The sequence below is a fragment of the Corallincola luteus genome (assembly GCF_004336975.1).
GTDB classification, from domain to species: domain Bacteria; phylum Pseudomonadota; class Gammaproteobacteria; order Enterobacterales; family Neiellaceae; genus Corallincola; species Corallincola holothuriorum.
In genome coordinates this window covers 25147-41045 of sequence record NZ_SJXE01000012.1, presented here as the reverse complement: position 1 = coordinate 41045, position 15899 = coordinate 25147, and the positions used below count along the sequence as shown (strand labels likewise).

General features: G+C 47.7%; 17 protein-coding genes, 4 tRNA genes and 1 other RNA gene. All 22 read left to right on the top strand.

Translation table 11 applies throughout. The features are described 5' to 3' along the window. Positions 1-87: 87 nt before the first annotated feature. The 22 genes from EZV61_RS17540 (at position 88) to EZV61_RS17435 (ending at position 15840) form a co-directional block, all read left to right on the top strand. A complete protein-coding gene (locus tag EZV61_RS17540) occupies positions 88-315 on the top strand; it encodes an FmdB family zinc ribbon protein (protein ID WP_114338436.1) in 228 nt (75 codons plus the stop codon). Between the two features lie 94 nt (positions 316-409). Then, complete coding sequence (aspS, locus tag EZV61_RS17535) at positions 410-2179, top strand: aspartate--tRNA ligase (RefSeq protein WP_131417277.1); 1770 nt, start codon at positions 410-412, stop codon at positions 2177-2179. Next, positions 2179-2628 carry a dihydroneopterin triphosphate diphosphatase gene (gene nudB / locus EZV61_RS17530; RefSeq protein ID WP_131417275.1) on the top strand — a complete coding sequence of 150 codons (450 nt, stop codon included), beginning with the start codon at positions 2179-2181 and terminating at the stop codon, positions 2626-2628. The genes aspS and nudB overlap by 1 nt, the downstream gene beginning before the upstream one ends. Before the next feature lie 73 nt (positions 2629-2701). Further along, a complete protein-coding gene (locus EZV61_RS17525; RefSeq protein ID WP_114338439.1) occupies positions 2702-3448 on the top strand; it encodes a YebC/PmpR family DNA-binding transcriptional regulator in 747 nt (248 codons plus the stop codon). A gap of 5 nt (positions 3449-3453) precedes the next feature. Beyond that, entirely contained in the window at positions 3454-3975 is a 522-nt protein-coding gene (gene ruvC, locus EZV61_RS17520) for a crossover junction endodeoxyribonuclease RuvC (protein ID WP_131417273.1), read from the top strand. Positions 3976-4073: 98 nt separating this feature from the next. Beyond that, positions 4074-4697 (top strand): Holliday junction branch migration protein RuvA, encoded by a 624-nt coding sequence (gene ruvA / locus EZV61_RS17515; RefSeq protein WP_130565302.1) that lies wholly within the window; start codon positions 4074-4076, stop codon positions 4695-4697. 9 nt (positions 4698-4706) lie between these two features. Next, positions 4707-5714, top strand: coding sequence for a Holliday junction branch migration DNA helicase RuvB (ruvB, locus tag EZV61_RS17510; protein ID WP_114338442.1), 1008 nt, complete (start codon positions 4707-4709; stop codon positions 5712-5714). Between the two features lie 718 nt (positions 5715-6432). Next, positions 6433-6843, top strand: coding sequence for a tol-pal system-associated acyl-CoA thioesterase (ybgC, locus tag EZV61_RS17505; protein WP_131417271.1), 411 nt, complete (start codon positions 6433-6435; stop codon positions 6841-6843). Next, a complete protein-coding gene (gene tolQ, locus EZV61_RS17500) occupies positions 6833-7525 on the top strand; it encodes a protein TolQ (RefSeq protein WP_114338444.1) in 693 nt (230 codons plus the stop codon). Before ybgC ends, tolQ begins: the two co-directional genes overlap by 11 nt. A 6-nt stretch (positions 7526-7531) precedes the next feature. Continuing rightward, positions 7532-7957 carry a protein TolR gene (tolR, locus tag EZV61_RS17495; RefSeq protein ID WP_131417269.1) on the top strand — a complete coding sequence of 142 codons (426 nt, stop codon included), beginning with the start codon at positions 7532-7534 and terminating at the stop codon, positions 7955-7957. A gap of 6 nt (positions 7958-7963) precedes the next feature. After that, a complete protein-coding gene (gene tolA / locus EZV61_RS17490; RefSeq protein ID WP_114338446.1) occupies positions 7964-8923 on the top strand; it encodes a cell envelope integrity protein TolA in 960 nt (319 codons plus the stop codon). Positions 8924-8936: 13 nt separating this feature from the next. Further along, complete coding sequence (tolB, locus tag EZV61_RS17485) at positions 8937-10286, top strand: Tol-Pal system beta propeller repeat protein TolB (RefSeq protein WP_114338447.1); 1350 nt, start codon at positions 8937-8939, stop codon at positions 10284-10286. Between the two features lie 33 nt (positions 10287-10319). Then, the gene (gene pal, locus EZV61_RS17480; RefSeq protein ID WP_114338448.1) at positions 10320-10862 is read left to right on the top strand and encodes a peptidoglycan-associated lipoprotein Pal; all 543 of its coding nucleotides are present in this window, start codon (positions 10320-10322) and stop codon (positions 10860-10862) included. A gap of 12 nt (positions 10863-10874) precedes the next feature. Next, positions 10875-11612: a tol-pal system protein YbgF gene (ybgF, locus tag EZV61_RS17475; protein ID WP_114338449.1), complete on the top strand. Its 738-nt coding sequence runs from the start codon at positions 10875-10877 to the stop codon at positions 11610-11612. A 120-nt stretch (positions 11613-11732) separates the two neighbouring features. After that, positions 11733-11808: transfer RNA gene (locus tag EZV61_RS17470), tRNA-Lys, on the top strand. 90 nt (positions 11809-11898) lie between these two features. Next, positions 11899-11974: transfer RNA gene (locus EZV61_RS17465), tRNA-Lys, on the top strand. Between the two features lie 29 nt (positions 11975-12003). Further along, positions 12004-12079 (top strand) — tRNA-Lys (locus tag EZV61_RS17460). Positions 12080-12217: 138 nt separating this feature from the next. Further along, a complete protein-coding gene (gene nadA / locus EZV61_RS17455; protein ID WP_114338450.1) occupies positions 12218-13255 on the top strand; it encodes a quinolinate synthase NadA in 1038 nt (345 codons plus the stop codon). Between the two features lie 101 nt (positions 13256-13356). Continuing rightward, positions 13357-14604 (top strand): M48 family metallopeptidase, encoded by a 1248-nt coding sequence (locus EZV61_RS17450; RefSeq protein ID WP_131417267.1) that lies wholly within the window; start codon positions 13357-13359, stop codon positions 14602-14604. Continuing rightward, a complete protein-coding gene (locus EZV61_RS17445) occupies positions 14604-15425 on the top strand; it encodes a hypothetical protein (protein WP_131417265.1) in 822 nt (273 codons plus the stop codon). The genes EZV61_RS17450 and EZV61_RS17445 overlap by 1 nt, the downstream gene beginning before the upstream one ends. Positions 15426-15578: 153 nt before the next feature. Continuing rightward, positions 15579-15666, top strand: a tRNA-Ser gene (locus tag EZV61_RS17440). 50 nt (positions 15667-15716) lie between these two features. Next, positions 15717-15840, top strand: a non-coding RNA gene (locus EZV61_RS17435) — RtT sRNA. The last annotated feature ends 59 nt before the right edge of the window (positions 15841-15899 follow it).

Genomic DNA, 15899 nt, shown 5'->3' with positions numbered 1-15899 from the left:
AGCCGGTCGCGTGACAACTGATGCCGTTTGCATATAATGCCTCACTGTCCGTCAATCTTTATCTGGCGAAGCGGGGGAACAACGGCAATGCCTATTTATGAGTACCAATGTGGGTCGTGCGGCCATCAGTTAGAGAAACTCCAACGTATCAGTGATGCGCCTTTGGTGGATTGTCCCGATTGTGCGGCCCCTGCGCTGAAGAAGTTGATTTCTGCAGCTGGTTTCCGGCTTAAAGGTAGTGGCTGGTATGAGACTGACTTTAAGAGTGGCAGTAAGAAAAACGTGGCTTCGGACAGTCATTCGAAATCGAACTGATTTGAGCCAACGTTTTAGTTTGAATGATATTTAATCAATTTATGCGCTGCCTCCAAGGCGGCGCATCTTTATTCTGAACAACAGGAAAGTACACATGCGCAGCCATTATTGTGGAGAGGTTAACGAATCACTGATTGGCCAAGAGGTCACCTTGTGTGGCTGGGTTAATCGTCGTCGTGATTTGGGGGGAGTGATCTTTCTGGATCTGCGTGATCGAGAAGGTATCGTTCAAGTTGTTTACGATCCGGATATCGAAGATGTATTCGCTCTAGCAAATACCCTGCGTAACGAATTTTGTGTCAAAGTGACGGGCAAAGTCCGTCCGCGCCCTGAAGGGCAGATCAATAAAGAGATGGCCAGTGGTGGCATTGAATTACTGGGTTTGCAACTTGAGATCCTTAACGCCGCTGCACCGCTGCCGTTGGACTTTAACCAACAGAATAGTGAAGAACAGCGCTTACGCTTCCGCTATTTGGATCTACGCCGGCCAGAAATGAGCGAAAAGCTTAAGTTCCGTGCCAAAGTGACTAATGAAGTTCGCCGCTATATGGAAGAGGCGGGCTTTATGGATGTAGAAACTCCCATCTTAACGGCGGCAACGCCTGAAGGCGCACGAGATTACTTAGTGCCTAGCCGCACTCACAAAGGCAAATTCTTCGCTTTACCACAGTCACCACAGTTGTTTAAGCAGCTGCTGATGATGTCCGGCGTTGACCGTTACTATCAGATCGTTAAATGTTTCCGTGATGAAGATCTTCGTGCTGATCGTCAGCCTGAATTTACTCAAATTGATATCGAAACTTCATTTATGTCTGCGGATCAAGTGATGGCGGTAACGGAGCAGATGATCCGTCAGTTGTTCACGAAATTGATGAATATTGATTTAGGTGATTTCCCGCGGATGACCTACGAAGAGGCGATGCGTCGTTTCGGTAGTGATAAACCCGATCTGCGTATTCCGTTAGAGTTGGTCGATGTCGCTGAACAGGTTAAAGCGGTCGATTTTAAGGTGTTCGCTGGCCCGGCGAATGATGACAATGGCCGCGTTGCAGCCATTCGTGTTCCTGCAGGTGCCGATAAATTCAGCCGGAAACAGATTGACGAGCTGGGTAAATTTGTTGGTATATACGGTGCCAAAGGTCTGGCATGGATGAAAATTAATGATCGTGCCGCCGGGCTGGAAGGGGTGCAATCTCCTGTTGCTAAGTTCTTCTCTGCTGAACAGATGGAAGCATTGCTTGCTCAAACTAACGCTGAAAGTGGCGATATCCTGTTCTTTGGTGCAGATAATAAAGTGGTCGTTACCGAAGCAATGGGCGCGTTGCGAATCAAACTAGGTGAAGACCTTGGGTTGGTTGCCGATGAATGGCGTCCGTTGTGGGTTGTTGATTTCCCAATGTTCGAGGAGGCTGATGGCCGTGCTCATGCGCTGCATCATCCGTTCACCGCACCATCAAATGCAACCGCAGCGGAACTGGAAGCTAACCCTTACGGTGCGTTATCCGATGCGTATGACATGGTATTAAATGGCTGCGAAGTTGGCGGTGGCTCGGTACGTATTCACGACCAAACTATGCAGGCCACTGTTTTCCGTATTCTTGGGATCAGTGATGAAGAAGCCCGTGAGAAGTTTGGTTTCTTGTTGGATGCGCTGCAGTATGGTGCGCCACCACATGCGGGTTTAGCGTTTGGTTTAGATCGTTTGGTCATGTTGATGTGTGGTGCCGACACTATCCGAGACGTGATGGCATTTCCAAAAACTACTACCGCAGCATGTCCATTGACCGATGCACCTGGAAAAGCAAATCCGGAGCAGTTGGTTGAGCTGGGTATTGCGTTGGTAGCGAAGGAAGATGCTAAATAGTGAGTTACAAGCGCCCTGAATCTGTCCTGGTAGTGATCTACCGTGAGGATTTCAGAGTGCTGCTTATGCGAAGGTTGGACCTGCCAACCTTCTGGCAATCTGTTACCGGCTCATTGGAAGTGGGCGAGCTACCGATTCGTGCGGCGGCGAGAGAGTTAAAAGAGGAAACCGGTATTGATGTGGCGATGTTGCCTTCAGTGTTAGAGGATGCGGACGTTCAGGTTCGCTATCTTTTGTACCCTGAATGGCGTCATCGATATGCGTCGGGCACCACCCACAATCTTGAGCATTGGTTTTATCTTCGAGTACCGGTCACCACTGAGATCCAGCTGTCGGCGACAGAACATCTTGAGTATGTATGGCTGGACTTCGAGCATGCGATACGCAAAGTTAGCTCTTCGAGTAACCGCGATGCCTTGATCACTTTGCAAAAACGGCTCACTAAGTAATGTCTGCAGAGCTTCTTAGTTAGGTATAGAAAAGCATCGCCACAAGACGGTGCAGTAAGCGTGGAGAATAGATATGGCTGGTCATAGTAAATGGGCGAACATCAAACACCGTAAGGCAGCTCAGGATGCCAAGCGGGGAAAGATTTTTACCAAGCTGATCCGTGAGATCACCGTTGCTTCGCGGGAAGGTGGTTCTGACGCCGACAGCAATCCTCGTTTGCGTGCCGCTATCGACAAAGCACTGTCCAATAATATGACCCGTGATACGGTTGAGAGAGCGGTTAAACGCGGTGCCGGCGAGCTCGATGGCCAAGAGTTGGAAACTATCATCTACGAAGGGTATGGCCCCGGTGGCACAGCAGTGATGGTGGAAACGATGACGGATAATCGTAATCGTACGGTTTCAAATATCCGCCACCTGTTTACCAAAGCCGGCGGTAATTTAGGCACCGATGGCTCCGTCGCCTATCTATTCAGTAAGAAAGGGGTTATCTCTTATTCTGAAGGTCTCGACGAAGATGTGGTGATGGAAGCAGCTCTTGATGCCGGTGCAGAAGATGTCGAAACCAATGATGATGGTTCGATAGATGTCTACACTTTGCCGGAAGATTTTGGTGGCGTGAAAGATGCACTGGATGCGTCAGGTTTAGCAGCGGTTAACGCGGAGGTCACTATGATTCCGTCGACCAAAGCTGAGCTAGATTTAGCCACTGCTGAGAAATTTTTCCGTCTGGTCGATGGACTTGAAGATGATGATGATGTGCAGGAGGTATATCACAATGCCGATATTACCGACGATGTTATGGAACAGCTAGGTTAACCCTTTTGAGTATTATTCTTGGTATCGATCCCGGCTCGCGGATCACCGGTTATGGTGTGATTAAGCAGTTGGGTGCCAAGTTTAGTTATTTGGGGAGTGGCTGTATCCGCATCACTGCGCCAGAGTTGCCTGAACGATTACGTATTATCCATGATGGTGTCAGTGAGTTGATTCAACAGTTCCAACCTGACGAGTTTGCCATCGAGAGAGTGTTTATGGCTCGCAATGCTGACTCCGCATTAAAGCTTGGTCAAGCACGTGGCGCGGCCATTGTGGCGGCCGCTTGTCGTGATATTCCTGTATACGAGTACTCTGCCAGAGAGGTTAAACAGGCTGTGGTTGGTACTGGTGGGGCGGATAAAACTCAAGTCCAGCACATGGTGAAGCAAATCTTGTTATTACCAGCGACCCCACAAGCGGATGCGGCTGATGCTTTAGCTATCGCCCTTTGCCATAGCCATACGCGACAAAGTTTAATCGCCATGTCGGGCAAGGTGTCGGGGCAGGCGCGAGGGCGTTGGCGTTAGACTTGTTGTATCGCTAACGCTCAGTTAGCCTGTATCTTCAGTTAATTTCACGTTAACTGATTGTCTTGCTCTTCTCGCTATAGAATTAAGGAATCACTTTGATAGGACAGCTTCGCGGAACCATTATCTCTAAGCAACCCCCAGATCTTCTGTTAGATGTTGGTGGGGTAGGATATGAGGTCCAGTTACCTATGACCAGCTTTTACCAATTGCCGGAGGTGGGAGCCGAAGCTACAGTGGTGACCCATTTTGTGGTTAGGGAAGATGCTCAGCTGCTATTTGGCTTTTGTGCTTTGCATGAAAGAGCGATGTTTCGTGAGCTGATAAAAACGAATGGTGTTGGGCCGAAACTCGCCCTCGCCATTCTATCTGGAATGTCCGCAGAACAGTTTGCCCAAGTTGTACACCACGGCGATATCACATCATTGATGAAGTTACCTGGTGTTGGCAAGAAGACCGCAGAACGCTTGTTAGTGGAAATGAAAGACAGGCTTAAGGATTGGAATGCACAGCCTGTTGATTCTGCCGCAGACGGATTCGCATTGAGTGGACAAGTTGAAGATACTTTCGTGCGTCCTGTGGATGCGACGGAAGATGCCGTTGCCGCGCTTATCGCACTGGGCTATAAACCAGCGCAAGCTAGCCGTGCCGTTGGCAAGGTAGCGGTTGAAGGGATGAGTAGCGAAGCGCTGATCCGCGATGCATTACGAAACATGCTGTAAGGGTTAATAATGATAGAAGCTGATCGACTGATACAAGGTACAACGCTTCACGAAGAAGAAGCTGTAGATCGCGCGATCCGCCCTAAGCTTTTGTCCGACTATACAGGGCAGCCCCATGTTGTGGGGCAAATGAACATTTTCCTTGAGGCTGCTCGTAGACGCGGCGAAGCCCTAGATCACCTGCTTATTTTCGGCCCGCCCGGTTTAGGTAAAACGACACTGGCTAACATTGTTGCCAATGAGATGAATGTGAGCATAAAGACCACTTCAGGTCCTGTGTTGGAAAAAGCAGGGGACCTCGCGGCACTGTTGACCAACTTAGAGCCCAATGATGTGTTGTTTATTGATGAGATACATCGTTTAAGCCCTGTCGTTGAAGAGGTCTTGTATCCAGCAATGGAAGATTATCAACTGGATATCATGATTGGTGAAGGCCCTGCCGCACGCTCAATTAAACTTGATTTGCCGCCGTTTACACTGATCGGCGCAACAACCCGAGCTGGTTCACTGACCTCTCCACTGCGTGATCGTTTTGGCATCGTCCAACGCCTAGAATTCTACACTGTGGATGAATTAACTAAAATTGTGCAGCGCTCTGCGGCTCATTTAGGAATGGAATTGGTGCCGACTGGCGCAAAGGAGATTGCACGTCGGAGCCGCGGTACCCCTAGGATATCTAATCGCTTGCTGCGTCGGGTAAGGGATTATGCAGAGGTGAAAGCTGCGGGGAATATAGATGATGCCGTTGCCGCCAAAGCTTTGGATATGTTGGATGTCGATGATGCCGGTTTTGATTTTATGGATCGAAAACTACTTCTAGCACTGATCGACAAATTTGATGGCGGCCCGGTCGGACTGGACAACTTAGCCGCCGCTATCGGAGAAGTAAAAGAAACCATTGAAGATGTGTTGGAGCCCTACCTGATACAGCAAGGTTTTTTGCAACGAACCCCGCGTGGCCGGTTAGCTACCCAGAGAGCATATTTGCATTTTGGCTTGGATCGTCCAGCTAGCTAAGTACGCCTACTACTATCGAATATGGCTATAAAATCCAGACAAAAAAAACCCGCGAAACTCGCGGGTTAAATGAACTATATCATTCACGGGGAAGCGCCAAAATGGCAAAATCCAGAACTGATACAAAAGAGGCAAAGCCTCGATTCCAGGGAGAGAAGACACTCACCGCAATCATCAGAATATGATGATCAAAAAACTACAAGTAGTTGTCTTCAACTGCCGACCATTTTAGGTGCGAGCGCGCAGCTAAACAAACGAGTTATTTTAGCGTTAGTCATGAAAAAAACTAATGTCAAAGTTGTTTTTTAGGCGGCGGCGCACTCTCTTTTTTGTATTTATCTTTTTGTTTTTACTGGCTTTTATTTTCACCTGTGTGTTATGTATTCAGGTGTAAGGCATATTTATGCAGTTACTTATATTTGCGTTAAAAGATGGATGGTTGGTCATGACGCTGCATCGTGCCAGCGTAGTTTGGTAAATTGATTGAGATCAATTTACTACACTCTATTTAACTGTTTTAGATGATGTTGTGGGTAAGCTTTTGTTTTTATTAAAGTGATGTTTTTTTGCTTGCTTTGGGTGTTTTTTAGTCGAGTCCGATCACATTATCTCCTCAGAACGTTTTGGGCTTATCATCCGTGGGGAACTTTCTGTATAGTTAGCTGCCATCAATACAAATAAAAATTATTTTGTCTGATTGGACTTTGGCAGGGCAGCCTTGAGCGATACGATCTTCAATTGGCCAGTACGTGTTTATTATGAAGACACTGATGCTGGTGGCGTGGTTTTCTACGCCAATTATCTTAAGTTCTTTGAGCGAGCTCGTACTGAGTGGTTACGCTCCCTCGGTATCGAACAGGATGGTCTGTTGGCCGAGGGTGTTGCTTTTGTTGTTCGTTCGGTACAGATGGAAAATTTGTCTTCAGCCAAATTCAATGATCAGCTTAGCGTTTCTGCCGAGATATCTGAACAAAAGAGGGCGAGCTTGATTTTTAAGCAAGCCATCGTTGATCAGAGCAATCGGCTAATTGCTACGGCAGAGATTAAAGTTGTTTGCGTGGACCTGAACCGCGCCAAACCAATCGCTATTCCAAAACAAGTCGCAGGAGTTTTGCCCCGTGTCCACTGAAATATCGTTTCTTGAACTGATCTTTGATGCCAGCTTACTGGTGCAATTGGTCATGCTAATCCTTTTAGCGATGTCCGTGCTCTCCTGGGGGATGATTTTCCAACGCGCTAAAGCTTTGAAAGAAGCTCAGGATAATGCCGACCGTTTTGAAGATCGTTTTTGGTCAGGTGTCGACTTAAATAAGCTCTATCAGGAAGTGAGTGCGAGAAGTGCTGAGGCGAAGGGCATGGAGCAGATCTTTAAATCTGGTTTTAAGGAGTTTGCGCGCTATCACCAAGGAGGCTCGTATACCGGTGTCAGTGCGGTAGAAGGTACGGATAGGGCGATGCGTGTGGCACTCTCCAGAGAGGTTGATGAACTTGAGCAACACCTGCCTTTTATGGCTACGGTTGGCTCAATTAGTCCTTATATCGGTCTTTTCGGTACGGTGTGGGGAATTATGAATGCTTTTGTTGCCTTAGGTAGCATGAATCAAGCGCAGTTGACCTTGTCACTGGTCGCTCCTGCGATTGCTGAAGCCTTGATTGCGACAGCGATGGGACTATTTGCTGCGATCCCTGCGGTCATCGCCTACAACAAGTTCAGTCACCAAGTTGAACGCTTAGAAAATAGCTATGGCAACTTTATGGAAGAGTTTTCAAGTATCCTGCATCGGCAATCCGTTGCCCGCGAGCAGGAGTAACTGGACATGAGTTATCAGCGTAAACGGCGGAAGCCCAAAGCTGAGATTAACGTAGTGCCATATATCGATGTCATGTTGGTATTACTGGTCATCTTTATGGTAACTGCACCGTTAATTACGCAAGGGGTGAAGGTAAACCTGCCTAAGCAGGATGCCAATCCGCTACTTGAAGATGCTAAACCGCCAATCATTGCCACTATTGAGTCGGATGGCACCTATTGGTTTACTGATGATAAAGGCTCTTCAGAAGAGTTACCGAAAGATGATTTGGTGGCTCGGATTGCCGCTATCGTTGAACTTGCACCAGCTACCCATGTGGTTGTGAAAGGCGACGCGAAAGTACCGTACGGCTATGTCGTTGCACTGATGGCCGATTTGGAAAACGCAGGTATCGAAACCGTCGGTTTAATGACAGATCCGAGCGGGGGATAAGACGGAGTGTCTGAGCGTCCACTACACCATTTCGTCATCATTTCTGTTCTTGCCCACGTGGTCTTGGGGTTAGTGCTATTTGTCAGTGTTCAATTTACCAAGCCCGATAAGCAGGCGCAGCAGGTTAACACTGCGCCGATCCAAGCGGTGACCGTTGATCGCAAGTTAGTTGAGCGGCAGTTGCAGAAATTAGATGATCAGAAGAAAGCGGCTGAGCGAGCTGAGCAACGCAAGTTAGATGAGAAAAAGCGTAAAGAAAAAGCAGCAGAGGATAAGCGTAAAGCCGAAGATGCGAAGCGGAAGAAGCAGGCTGAAGAGAAAAAGCGTAAACAAGCTGAACGCAAAAAGGCTGAGCAGGAAGCAAAGAAAGCCAAAGCATTGGCGATAAAGAAAGAGAAGGATCGTAAGGCAAAAGAGCAAGAACGCCAGAAAGCGGAAGAGGCGGCCAAGAAAGTTGAAGAAGAGCGGAAAAAACAGGAAGTTGCTCGTCGCAAAGCTGAAGAAGCAGCAAAGAAGAAAAAGCTAGAGGAAGAGCGAAAGCAGAAGGCGGCTGAAGCGGAGAAGAAACGCAAAGCTGAAGCGGAACGTAAGCGTAAAGAGGAAGAGCGCCAACGCGCCGAGCTTGAGCAGATGATGATGGCTGAAATGGCCGCAGAGCAAGCTCAGATATCCGAACAACGGCAGCAGATGATTTTGTCTGAGCGAGCGAAATATGAAGCGATGATCCGACAGAAGATCCAGCGCAACCTTAACGCTGACGGTCTGCAAGGCAAGACCTGCCGAATTTACTTGAAACTGGCACCAGGCGGCTTAGTACTTGATGTGCGACGTCTTGAAGGGGAGCAAGTGGCTTGCAGTGAAACCATACGCGCGGTGCGTAAGGCTGAGCCTCTTCCTGTCTCTAAAGATCCCGAAGTATTTTCACAGTTGAAAGAGATTAACCTTTCACTAGATATTGATAATTAATACAGGACTCACAATGAATCGATTTCTCACAGCCTCTGTATTCTTGTTGTTTGGCTATGTAAACAGTGCCTATGCTGCCTTGGAGATAGTGATCACCGAAGGAATGTCTGAGGCCAGACCGATAGCGGTGGTGCCTTTTAAGAGTTTGGACGGCAAGGTGCCGCCAACAGACATCGCTGATGTGGTCGCTAATGATTTGCGCCGCAGTGGCCGTTTTAATCCTGTTGCTATTCAACAAATGCCGCAACAACCTTATTTAGCTAATCAAGTAGATTTTAATGCTTGGGCGATATTGGGCGTCGAGGCGGTTCTAGTTGGTAGTGTGAAACAGCAAGCCGATGGTAATTTTGTCGTTAACTACGAACTGGTGGATGTCATTGAGGGGAAAGAACTCAATGGTGGCAAGCCGATGCTGAAAGATCGGCAGCTGGTTGAAAGTAAAGAATTTATTTTGACTCAAGGTCAGCGAGTCGTGAAATCTAGACAGATGCGGCAATACGCCCACCTGATTTCGGACCGGATCTATTTGAGTTTGACTGGGGAGCGAGGTGCGTTTTTAACCCGTATTGCCTATGTGGTGGTGAATCACGACGCCAAGGTACCGTTTCAACTAATGGTCGCCGACTATGACGGTTACAATGAAACGCCTTTGGTTCGTAGCAAAGAACCAATTATGTCTCCTAGTTGGTCTCCTGATGGCAAAAAGTTGGCATATGTCACTTTTGAGAAACGTAAGTCTGAAATATTTATCCAGGATATCTATACCGCAAAACGCACTAAATTAACCTCCTTCCCGGGCATCAATGGTGCACCTAACTGGTCGCCAGATGGAAAAAAAATGGCAATGGTTTTGTCGAAAGATGGTAGCCCCGACATTTATGTAATGGATATTGAAACCAAAGCGTTAACTCAAGTAACCAGTCATAGAACCATTGATACCGAGCCTTCATGGACACCTGACGGAGAATCGTTAGTGTTTAGCTCAGAGCGGGGTGGTAAACCTCAGATTTATCGCGTACATTTAGCAACTGGCAAGGTCACGCGTCTGACTTTTGACGGTGAGATGAACCTAGGAGGTTCTATTTCGCCAAACGGTGATGAGCTGATCGTGGTTAATCGAACTAACGGTCGTTATCATATTGCCAAACAGGATTTGACTTCAGGAGCGTTGCAAGTACTGACACAAACCCGGTTGGATGAATCACCTAGTCTTGCCCCGAATGGAAGTATGATTATTTACAGCACGTTGCACGGTGAACGGCAAGTGTTAGGAATGGTCTCTATCGACGGGCGATTTAAGGCTAGGCTGCCAGCGGCGAATGGTGAGGTTCGAGCTCCTGCGTGGTCTCCATATTTGTACTAGGTCTAACAATAATTAATCGAAAGGAACGTAAGAATGCGTCTCAAAGATCTGCTTAAGGGTGTTGTTGTTGCGCTGCCACTGTTTGCTTTGATGGCTTGTTCTTCTACTTCTGATGAAGTAGATACAACGTCAGAAACTGCGACCACTGAGCAGACAACTACGGTGGTTGAAGATACTACGACTGAAACCAACGTAGTTGAGCCAGTATTGACGCCTGAACAAGAGCGTGAAATGCAGCAGGCAGAACTGCGTAAGCAGCACATCATCTACTTTGAATTTGATCAGGCAACGGTGCAAAACCGTTTTGCTCAGATCCTGGATGCACACGCCGCCTACCTGCGCGCTAACACTCAGGTGAAAGTATTGATCGAAGGTCATGCAGATGAGCGTGGTACGCCAGAGTACAACATCGCCCTAGGCGAGCGTCGTGCTAAAGCCGTGGCTATGTACCTGCAGGGTTTGGGTGTGCTTGATTCACAAATCTCTATCGTCTCTTACGGTGAAGAGAAGCCTGTTGATACCAGCCGCACTGAAGCCGCATTCGACAAGAACCGCCGTGCAGTTCTGGTCTACTAAGAAGTAAATACTATGAAGTACGCAGTTATAGGCGTACTGCTCAGTGTTTCCTTGATCCCGGCGCAGTCTCTCGCAGAGCCTGCGCCGGTTAAGGATCTGGGGGGTGCTTCGGAGCAGAAGGTCGCCGCGTTAGAACAGCAGTTGGTGCAAAGTAATCGCTTGCAACTCCAGACGCAACAGAGCCTCCAAGCTTTGCAATCCGAGGTGGATGAGCTAAGAGGTATGCTGGAAACACAGAATCACCAGATGCAGCAGATCTTGCAACGTCAGCGTGAATTGTATCAAGAGTTGGACCGGCGATTGGCGAATAGCCCGGTGACAACGCCTACTGTGCCTGACAGCACCGCGGGTGGAGTTAGTCCGGCGGAGGGTTTGACTGAAACTGCTGCGTATGAAAAAGCCGTTAATCTGGTTTTAAAAGATAAGCAGTATGATCAGGCGATACCTGCTTTTTATGATTTTATTAATCAGTATCCGGCATCGGACTTAACCCCCAATGCACGTTATTGGTTAGGTCAGTTGTTGTTTAATAAAGGCCAACGTAAAGACGCTAATGCGCAGTTTGAAGCCGTGGTAAATCAATATCCTAATTCACCTAAGCGTGCCGATGCGATGTTGAAAATGGCAATGATCTCGCAACTGGACGGTGACAATACCGGTGCGAAGAATTGGTACAACCGCGTGATCAAGGAATATCCAGATTCTCCTAGTGCACAAATTGCTCGAACTAAGGTTTCTTCGCTCAAATAACAAGCGAACGCGTTGAAAAGTGTGAAAAACAGCAAATAAGCTATTGCAACCGGCTGCCAAATAAGTATTATTAGCCGCCGTCGCCGAGGGGGGCTAAGCTTAATCCTCGAGGCGCATGATGGGTCGTTAGCTCAGTTGGTAGAGCAGTTGACTTTTAATCAATTGGTCGCTGGTTCGAATCCAGCACGACCCACCATCATTTCTCAGTCTGCTGAGAGAAAAACAGGCCAGATACACCAACCTCTTGCCTGTTATCATACCGCAAGGTATCGCGAGAATTTGAGTTGGGTCGTTAGCTCAGTTGGTAGAGCAGTTGACTTTTAATCAATTGGTCGCTGGTTCGAATCCAGCACGACCCACCATCTCAAATTACCGTTTTAGCTTTTAGAATGGGTCGTTAGCTCAGTTGGTAGAGCAGTTGACTTTTAATCAATTGGTCGCTGGTTCGAATCCAGCACGACCCACCATTCTAGATAATTTCCTCCACACAATACCTCGTTTTAAAACAGCTGCTATTTCTATCTTTAATCGTTAGAGCCATTGGCGTTCCTGTAGTTGCTTCGCGTATAATCTCAGCTATTGAAGTGACCATGAGTAATTCCGTAATGAGCCAGATCGATATTCTCGAGCAGTCTAGCTATCCGTTCCCGCCAAAGCCCGTTCCGTTAAGTGAGTCTGAGCAATTGGCCTATAAAGAACGTATTAAGCAGTTGCTCAAAGAGAAGAATGCTGTCCTGATAGCCCATTACTACACCGATCATGAGATCCAGGCGTTGGCTGAGGAGTCAGGTGGGTTTATCGGCGACTCTTTGGAAATGGCTAAGTTTGGTGCTAATCATCCCGCAGACACTGTGATTGTTGCCGGTGTGCGCTTTATGGGGGAAACAGCCAAAATTCTCAGCCCAGAAAAGCGTATTTTGATGCCGACGCTTGAAGCCACCTGCTCTTTAGATCTTGGTTGTGAAGAGAATGAGTTTGAAGCTTTTAAAGCGCAGTATCCTGATCACACCGTGGTTGTTTATGCTAATACATCTGCAGCCGTTAAAGCTAAGGCTGATTGGGTAGTGACCTCAAGCATTGCATTAGATGTGGTTGAGCATCTCGATAGTGACGGGCAAAAAATACTGTGGGCACCAGATCGCCATCTGGGCTCATATATTGCCAAACAAACCGGTGCCGAGATGGTGATGTGGCAGGGGGCCTGTATTGTTCATGATGAATTTAAGAGTCGGGCTCTGTTGGATTTGAAAAAACAATACCCAGATGCAGCTGTGCTAGTGCATCCTGAATCGCCGGCGAGTGTGGTTGATATTGCGGATGCTGTTGGCTCGACCACGCAGTTGATTAAAGCCAGCCAAGCGCTACCAAACACACAATTTATTGTTGCGACAGATAAAGGGATCTTTTATAAGATGCAGCAACTGTCACCTGAGAAGGAGTTCATTGAAGCGCCTACCGGTGGTAATGGCGCAACCTGCCGCAGCTGTGCTCATTGTCCGTGGATGGCGATGAATGGACTTAAAGCGGTCGAAGAGGCTCTTATCGGTGATACTGAAGGGCATGAGGTGTTTGTTGAGGACGAGCTCCGTGAGCAGGCGTTGGTGCCGCTTAATCGCATGGTGAATTTTCAAAGCACGCTTTGATCTCTGTCTTATTTTTATTCCGTGATTGGTTGTGAATCGGGTCGGCTATGGATAATCTGCTTTATTGGTTTTTAACAAAAACATAACAAAGTAGCTTAAACATGGAAGTCACTCGTTTTTTTCTAGCTGTTGCCGTGTTGGCCTTATTCGTTAGCGGGTGTACATCAACGGCACATAACGTCAGTGATGTGCAAAGCAGTCCGAATAATTTTGGCTTGTTGCCAGGTGAGCATGAAGTTATTTCACGTTCCGACGGTATGCACAAAGAGCTTTCCGAAAACGGCGTGCTACTTGCTGCTGATAATGAGTTACAAACCTACCTAGATACGCTGCTTTTTAGCTTGCTTTCCGCTGAAGAAAGGCAGGCGAATATTTATCACATCTATTTGACTCGTTTACCCGACTTCAACGCATTCGCCATCGCTAACGGCAATATCTATCTAAATATAGGTTTGGCTGCCGGCTTAAAGAGCCCGGAACAACTCGCGTTTGTGATGGCCCATGAAATTGAACATATTAATCGGCGCCATTCCTATAAAACGTATTACGACACCAAACAGTCCTTGGAGCTAGCAAGTACGCTGGATATTTTTTTACTGGGTACCAAGCTTAGCTATCTAGGAGCCTATAGCTCTCTTGCTTCTACCAGCCGGGAGTTTGAACTGGACGCTGATACGCAAGCGTTAGCTAGATTGCAGCGTGCAGGATATGCAACGTGCCTCGGGCCATCGGCGTTAATGCGAATTAAAGAGGTGATGCCAGCTAGTAATAATGCTGATTCGACGTTTGCATCCCACCCGCATATAGACCTTCGTATCGAGGAGCTGTCGGCATATTACCGAACGGACTGTTCGAATGATAAAAATCAAAAAGAGTTTAAGAAGATACGGCAGAAGATTTTCGCTTTAGCGATTGAATCAATGCTGCATAGTGATCTGCCCTTAATGGCGCAGAGAACACTCTCTTATGCTCCGGACTTGCTGCCCGGCTGGAAAGCCCACCAATTGGCAGCACTATTACATTTTCAGTTGGCACAACAGCCCATAGCTGCTGGTAAAGAAAAGGCTGCATGGCAAGGACGCGATTTTACTGATGAGGATGCTGCGCCTTATCAATCGGCTGTGGAAGAGAACTCAGTGATTGCTATCACAGAGGCCAAGGCGGCGCTCGCCCTAAATCCTAACGAAGCGCAGCTTTATAAGACGCTGGGGACGGTAACTTACTATAGCGAACCGGTGGAAGCCATCGCTGCTTTCCAAAACTACTTAGCGTTAAAACCCAAGTCACGTGATGCCAAGTATGTGCGCTATCAAATTGAAAAATTGATGAAAACGAAGGAAGTGTTGTAATGAAGTGGGTGCCAAAACATTGTTTAGTTGCTCTTTTAACACTGTTATTTGCTGCTGGCTGCGCGCAACAGCAAACCTCTGTCAGAACTCACCCTGATTTTGCGAATAATAGAGTCAATATTGAGCGAATTGCAGTAGTGCCACCTATTGTTGAATTCCATACCGTGGAGTTCTCCGGTGAAGGGGTGAGGAATTTAGAGCAGGAAGCAAGGTTTGAAAAGTTGCTTATTGAACGAGCAGTATTAGCATTGCAAAATCGCGGCTACACACCCGTGGTAGTCGATAGGGAAGAGGTTAGTCATGAGCTGGCTAACTTTAATGTCGATTTAGGAAAGCTGCGGCAGCAGTATCAGCAAGCGAGTGAGCGTTTGTACAAGCAGCACCATGTGAGCTTTGAAGAGTCTGTGTCTTTTCAAGAGTCAGTCGGCGAGGCTGCCTCGATTGTGGCCAGCTATGCCGATGCTGATGCAGTATTGTTAATGCGTTACAGTGGCTTTGAGAAAACTGGCGGCGCATTGGCTAAAGATGTCGCTGTGAGCGTACTGGTGGGGTTGCTAACGGGGTATGTCCCAGTTCAAGAAGCGGAAGGGGAGTTTATCGAAGTCGCGGTTCTTGATGGCGTTACTGGTAACGTATTGTGGGTGAATGCGGCGAGTAAAGCCCAGGCAAATAACTCTGCATTATCCGAAGCGTTTACCGCATTACAGGATGATATTGATACTTTGCCTAGCGAGGCTCCCACAATGGTTAATGCCGAATTGACGGAAGCTGATGTTAACTTGGTTGAAGAATCATCAGAAACTGAAGAAATCAGCCTTTAACCCTCACTTTATGCATCGACCGCGTTGACGCCGTCGATGCATTTACTTAATATACGCCGCGCCTTAAGGGCTGGTTTTGTTGTAGATTAATGGGTTTTTTATTCCGCAACGCATAGTGAGCTGACACGCTAAACAGCAGACAATTTGTAAATTGGTGAGGTGTCCGAGTGGCTGAAGGAGCACGCCTGGAAAGTGTGTATACGGCAACGTATCGAGGGTTCGAATCCCTCCCTCACCGCCATATTATAAAAGGCCGCTATGACTAGCGGCCTTTTGACTTTCTAAATGACGCTGCGATACCTCATGGGAGGGTGAGAACTCTCGTTGGGTTCGCGCCGAGCGCAGCGAGACAACATCGCGTAGCGATGGCCCGAAGGGAAGGCGCTAGCGCCGTATCATCCCTCCCTCACCGCCATATTATAAAAGGCCGCTATGACTAGCGGCCTTTTGACTTTCTAAATGACGCTGCGATAC

Excerpts from the sequence above, each read along its gene's own strand:
- EZV61_RS17540 (WP_114338436.1), top strand. The coding sequence starts at position 88 with ATGCCTATTTATGAGTACCAATGTGGGTCGTGCGGCCATCAGTTAGAG.
- aspS (WP_131417277.1), top strand. The coding sequence starts at position 410 with ATGCGCAGCCATTATTGTGGAGAGGTTAACGAATCACTGATTGGCCAA.
- EZV61_RS17525 (WP_114338439.1), top strand. The coding sequence starts at position 2,702 with ATGGCTGGTCATAGTAAATGGGCGAACATCAAACACCGTAAGGCAGCT.
- ruvB (WP_114338442.1), top strand. The coding sequence starts at position 4,707 with ATGATAGAAGCTGATCGACTGATACAAGGTACAACGCTTCACGAAGAA.
- tolR (WP_131417269.1), top strand. The coding sequence starts at position 7,532 with ATGAGTTATCAGCGTAAACGGCGGAAGCCCAAAGCTGAGATTAACGTA.
- tolB (WP_114338447.1), top strand. The coding sequence starts at position 8,937 with ATGAATCGATTTCTCACAGCCTCTGTATTCTTGTTGTTTGGCTATGTA.
- pal (WP_114338448.1), top strand. The coding sequence starts at position 10,320 with ATGCGTCTCAAAGATCTGCTTAAGGGTGTTGTTGTTGCGCTGCCACTG.
- ybgF (WP_114338449.1), top strand. The coding sequence starts at position 10,875 with ATGAAGTACGCAGTTATAGGCGTACTGCTCAGTGTTTCCTTGATCCCG.
- nadA (WP_114338450.1), top strand. The coding sequence starts at position 12,218 with ATGAGCCAGATCGATATTCTCGAGCAGTCTAGCTATCCGTTCCCGCCA.
- EZV61_RS17450 (WP_131417267.1), top strand. The coding sequence starts at position 13,357 with ATGGAAGTCACTCGTTTTTTTCTAGCTGTTGCCGTGTTGGCCTTATTC.
- EZV61_RS17445 (WP_131417265.1), top strand. The coding sequence starts at position 14,604 with ATGAAGTGGGTGCCAAAACATTGTTTAGTTGCTCTTTTAACACTGTTA.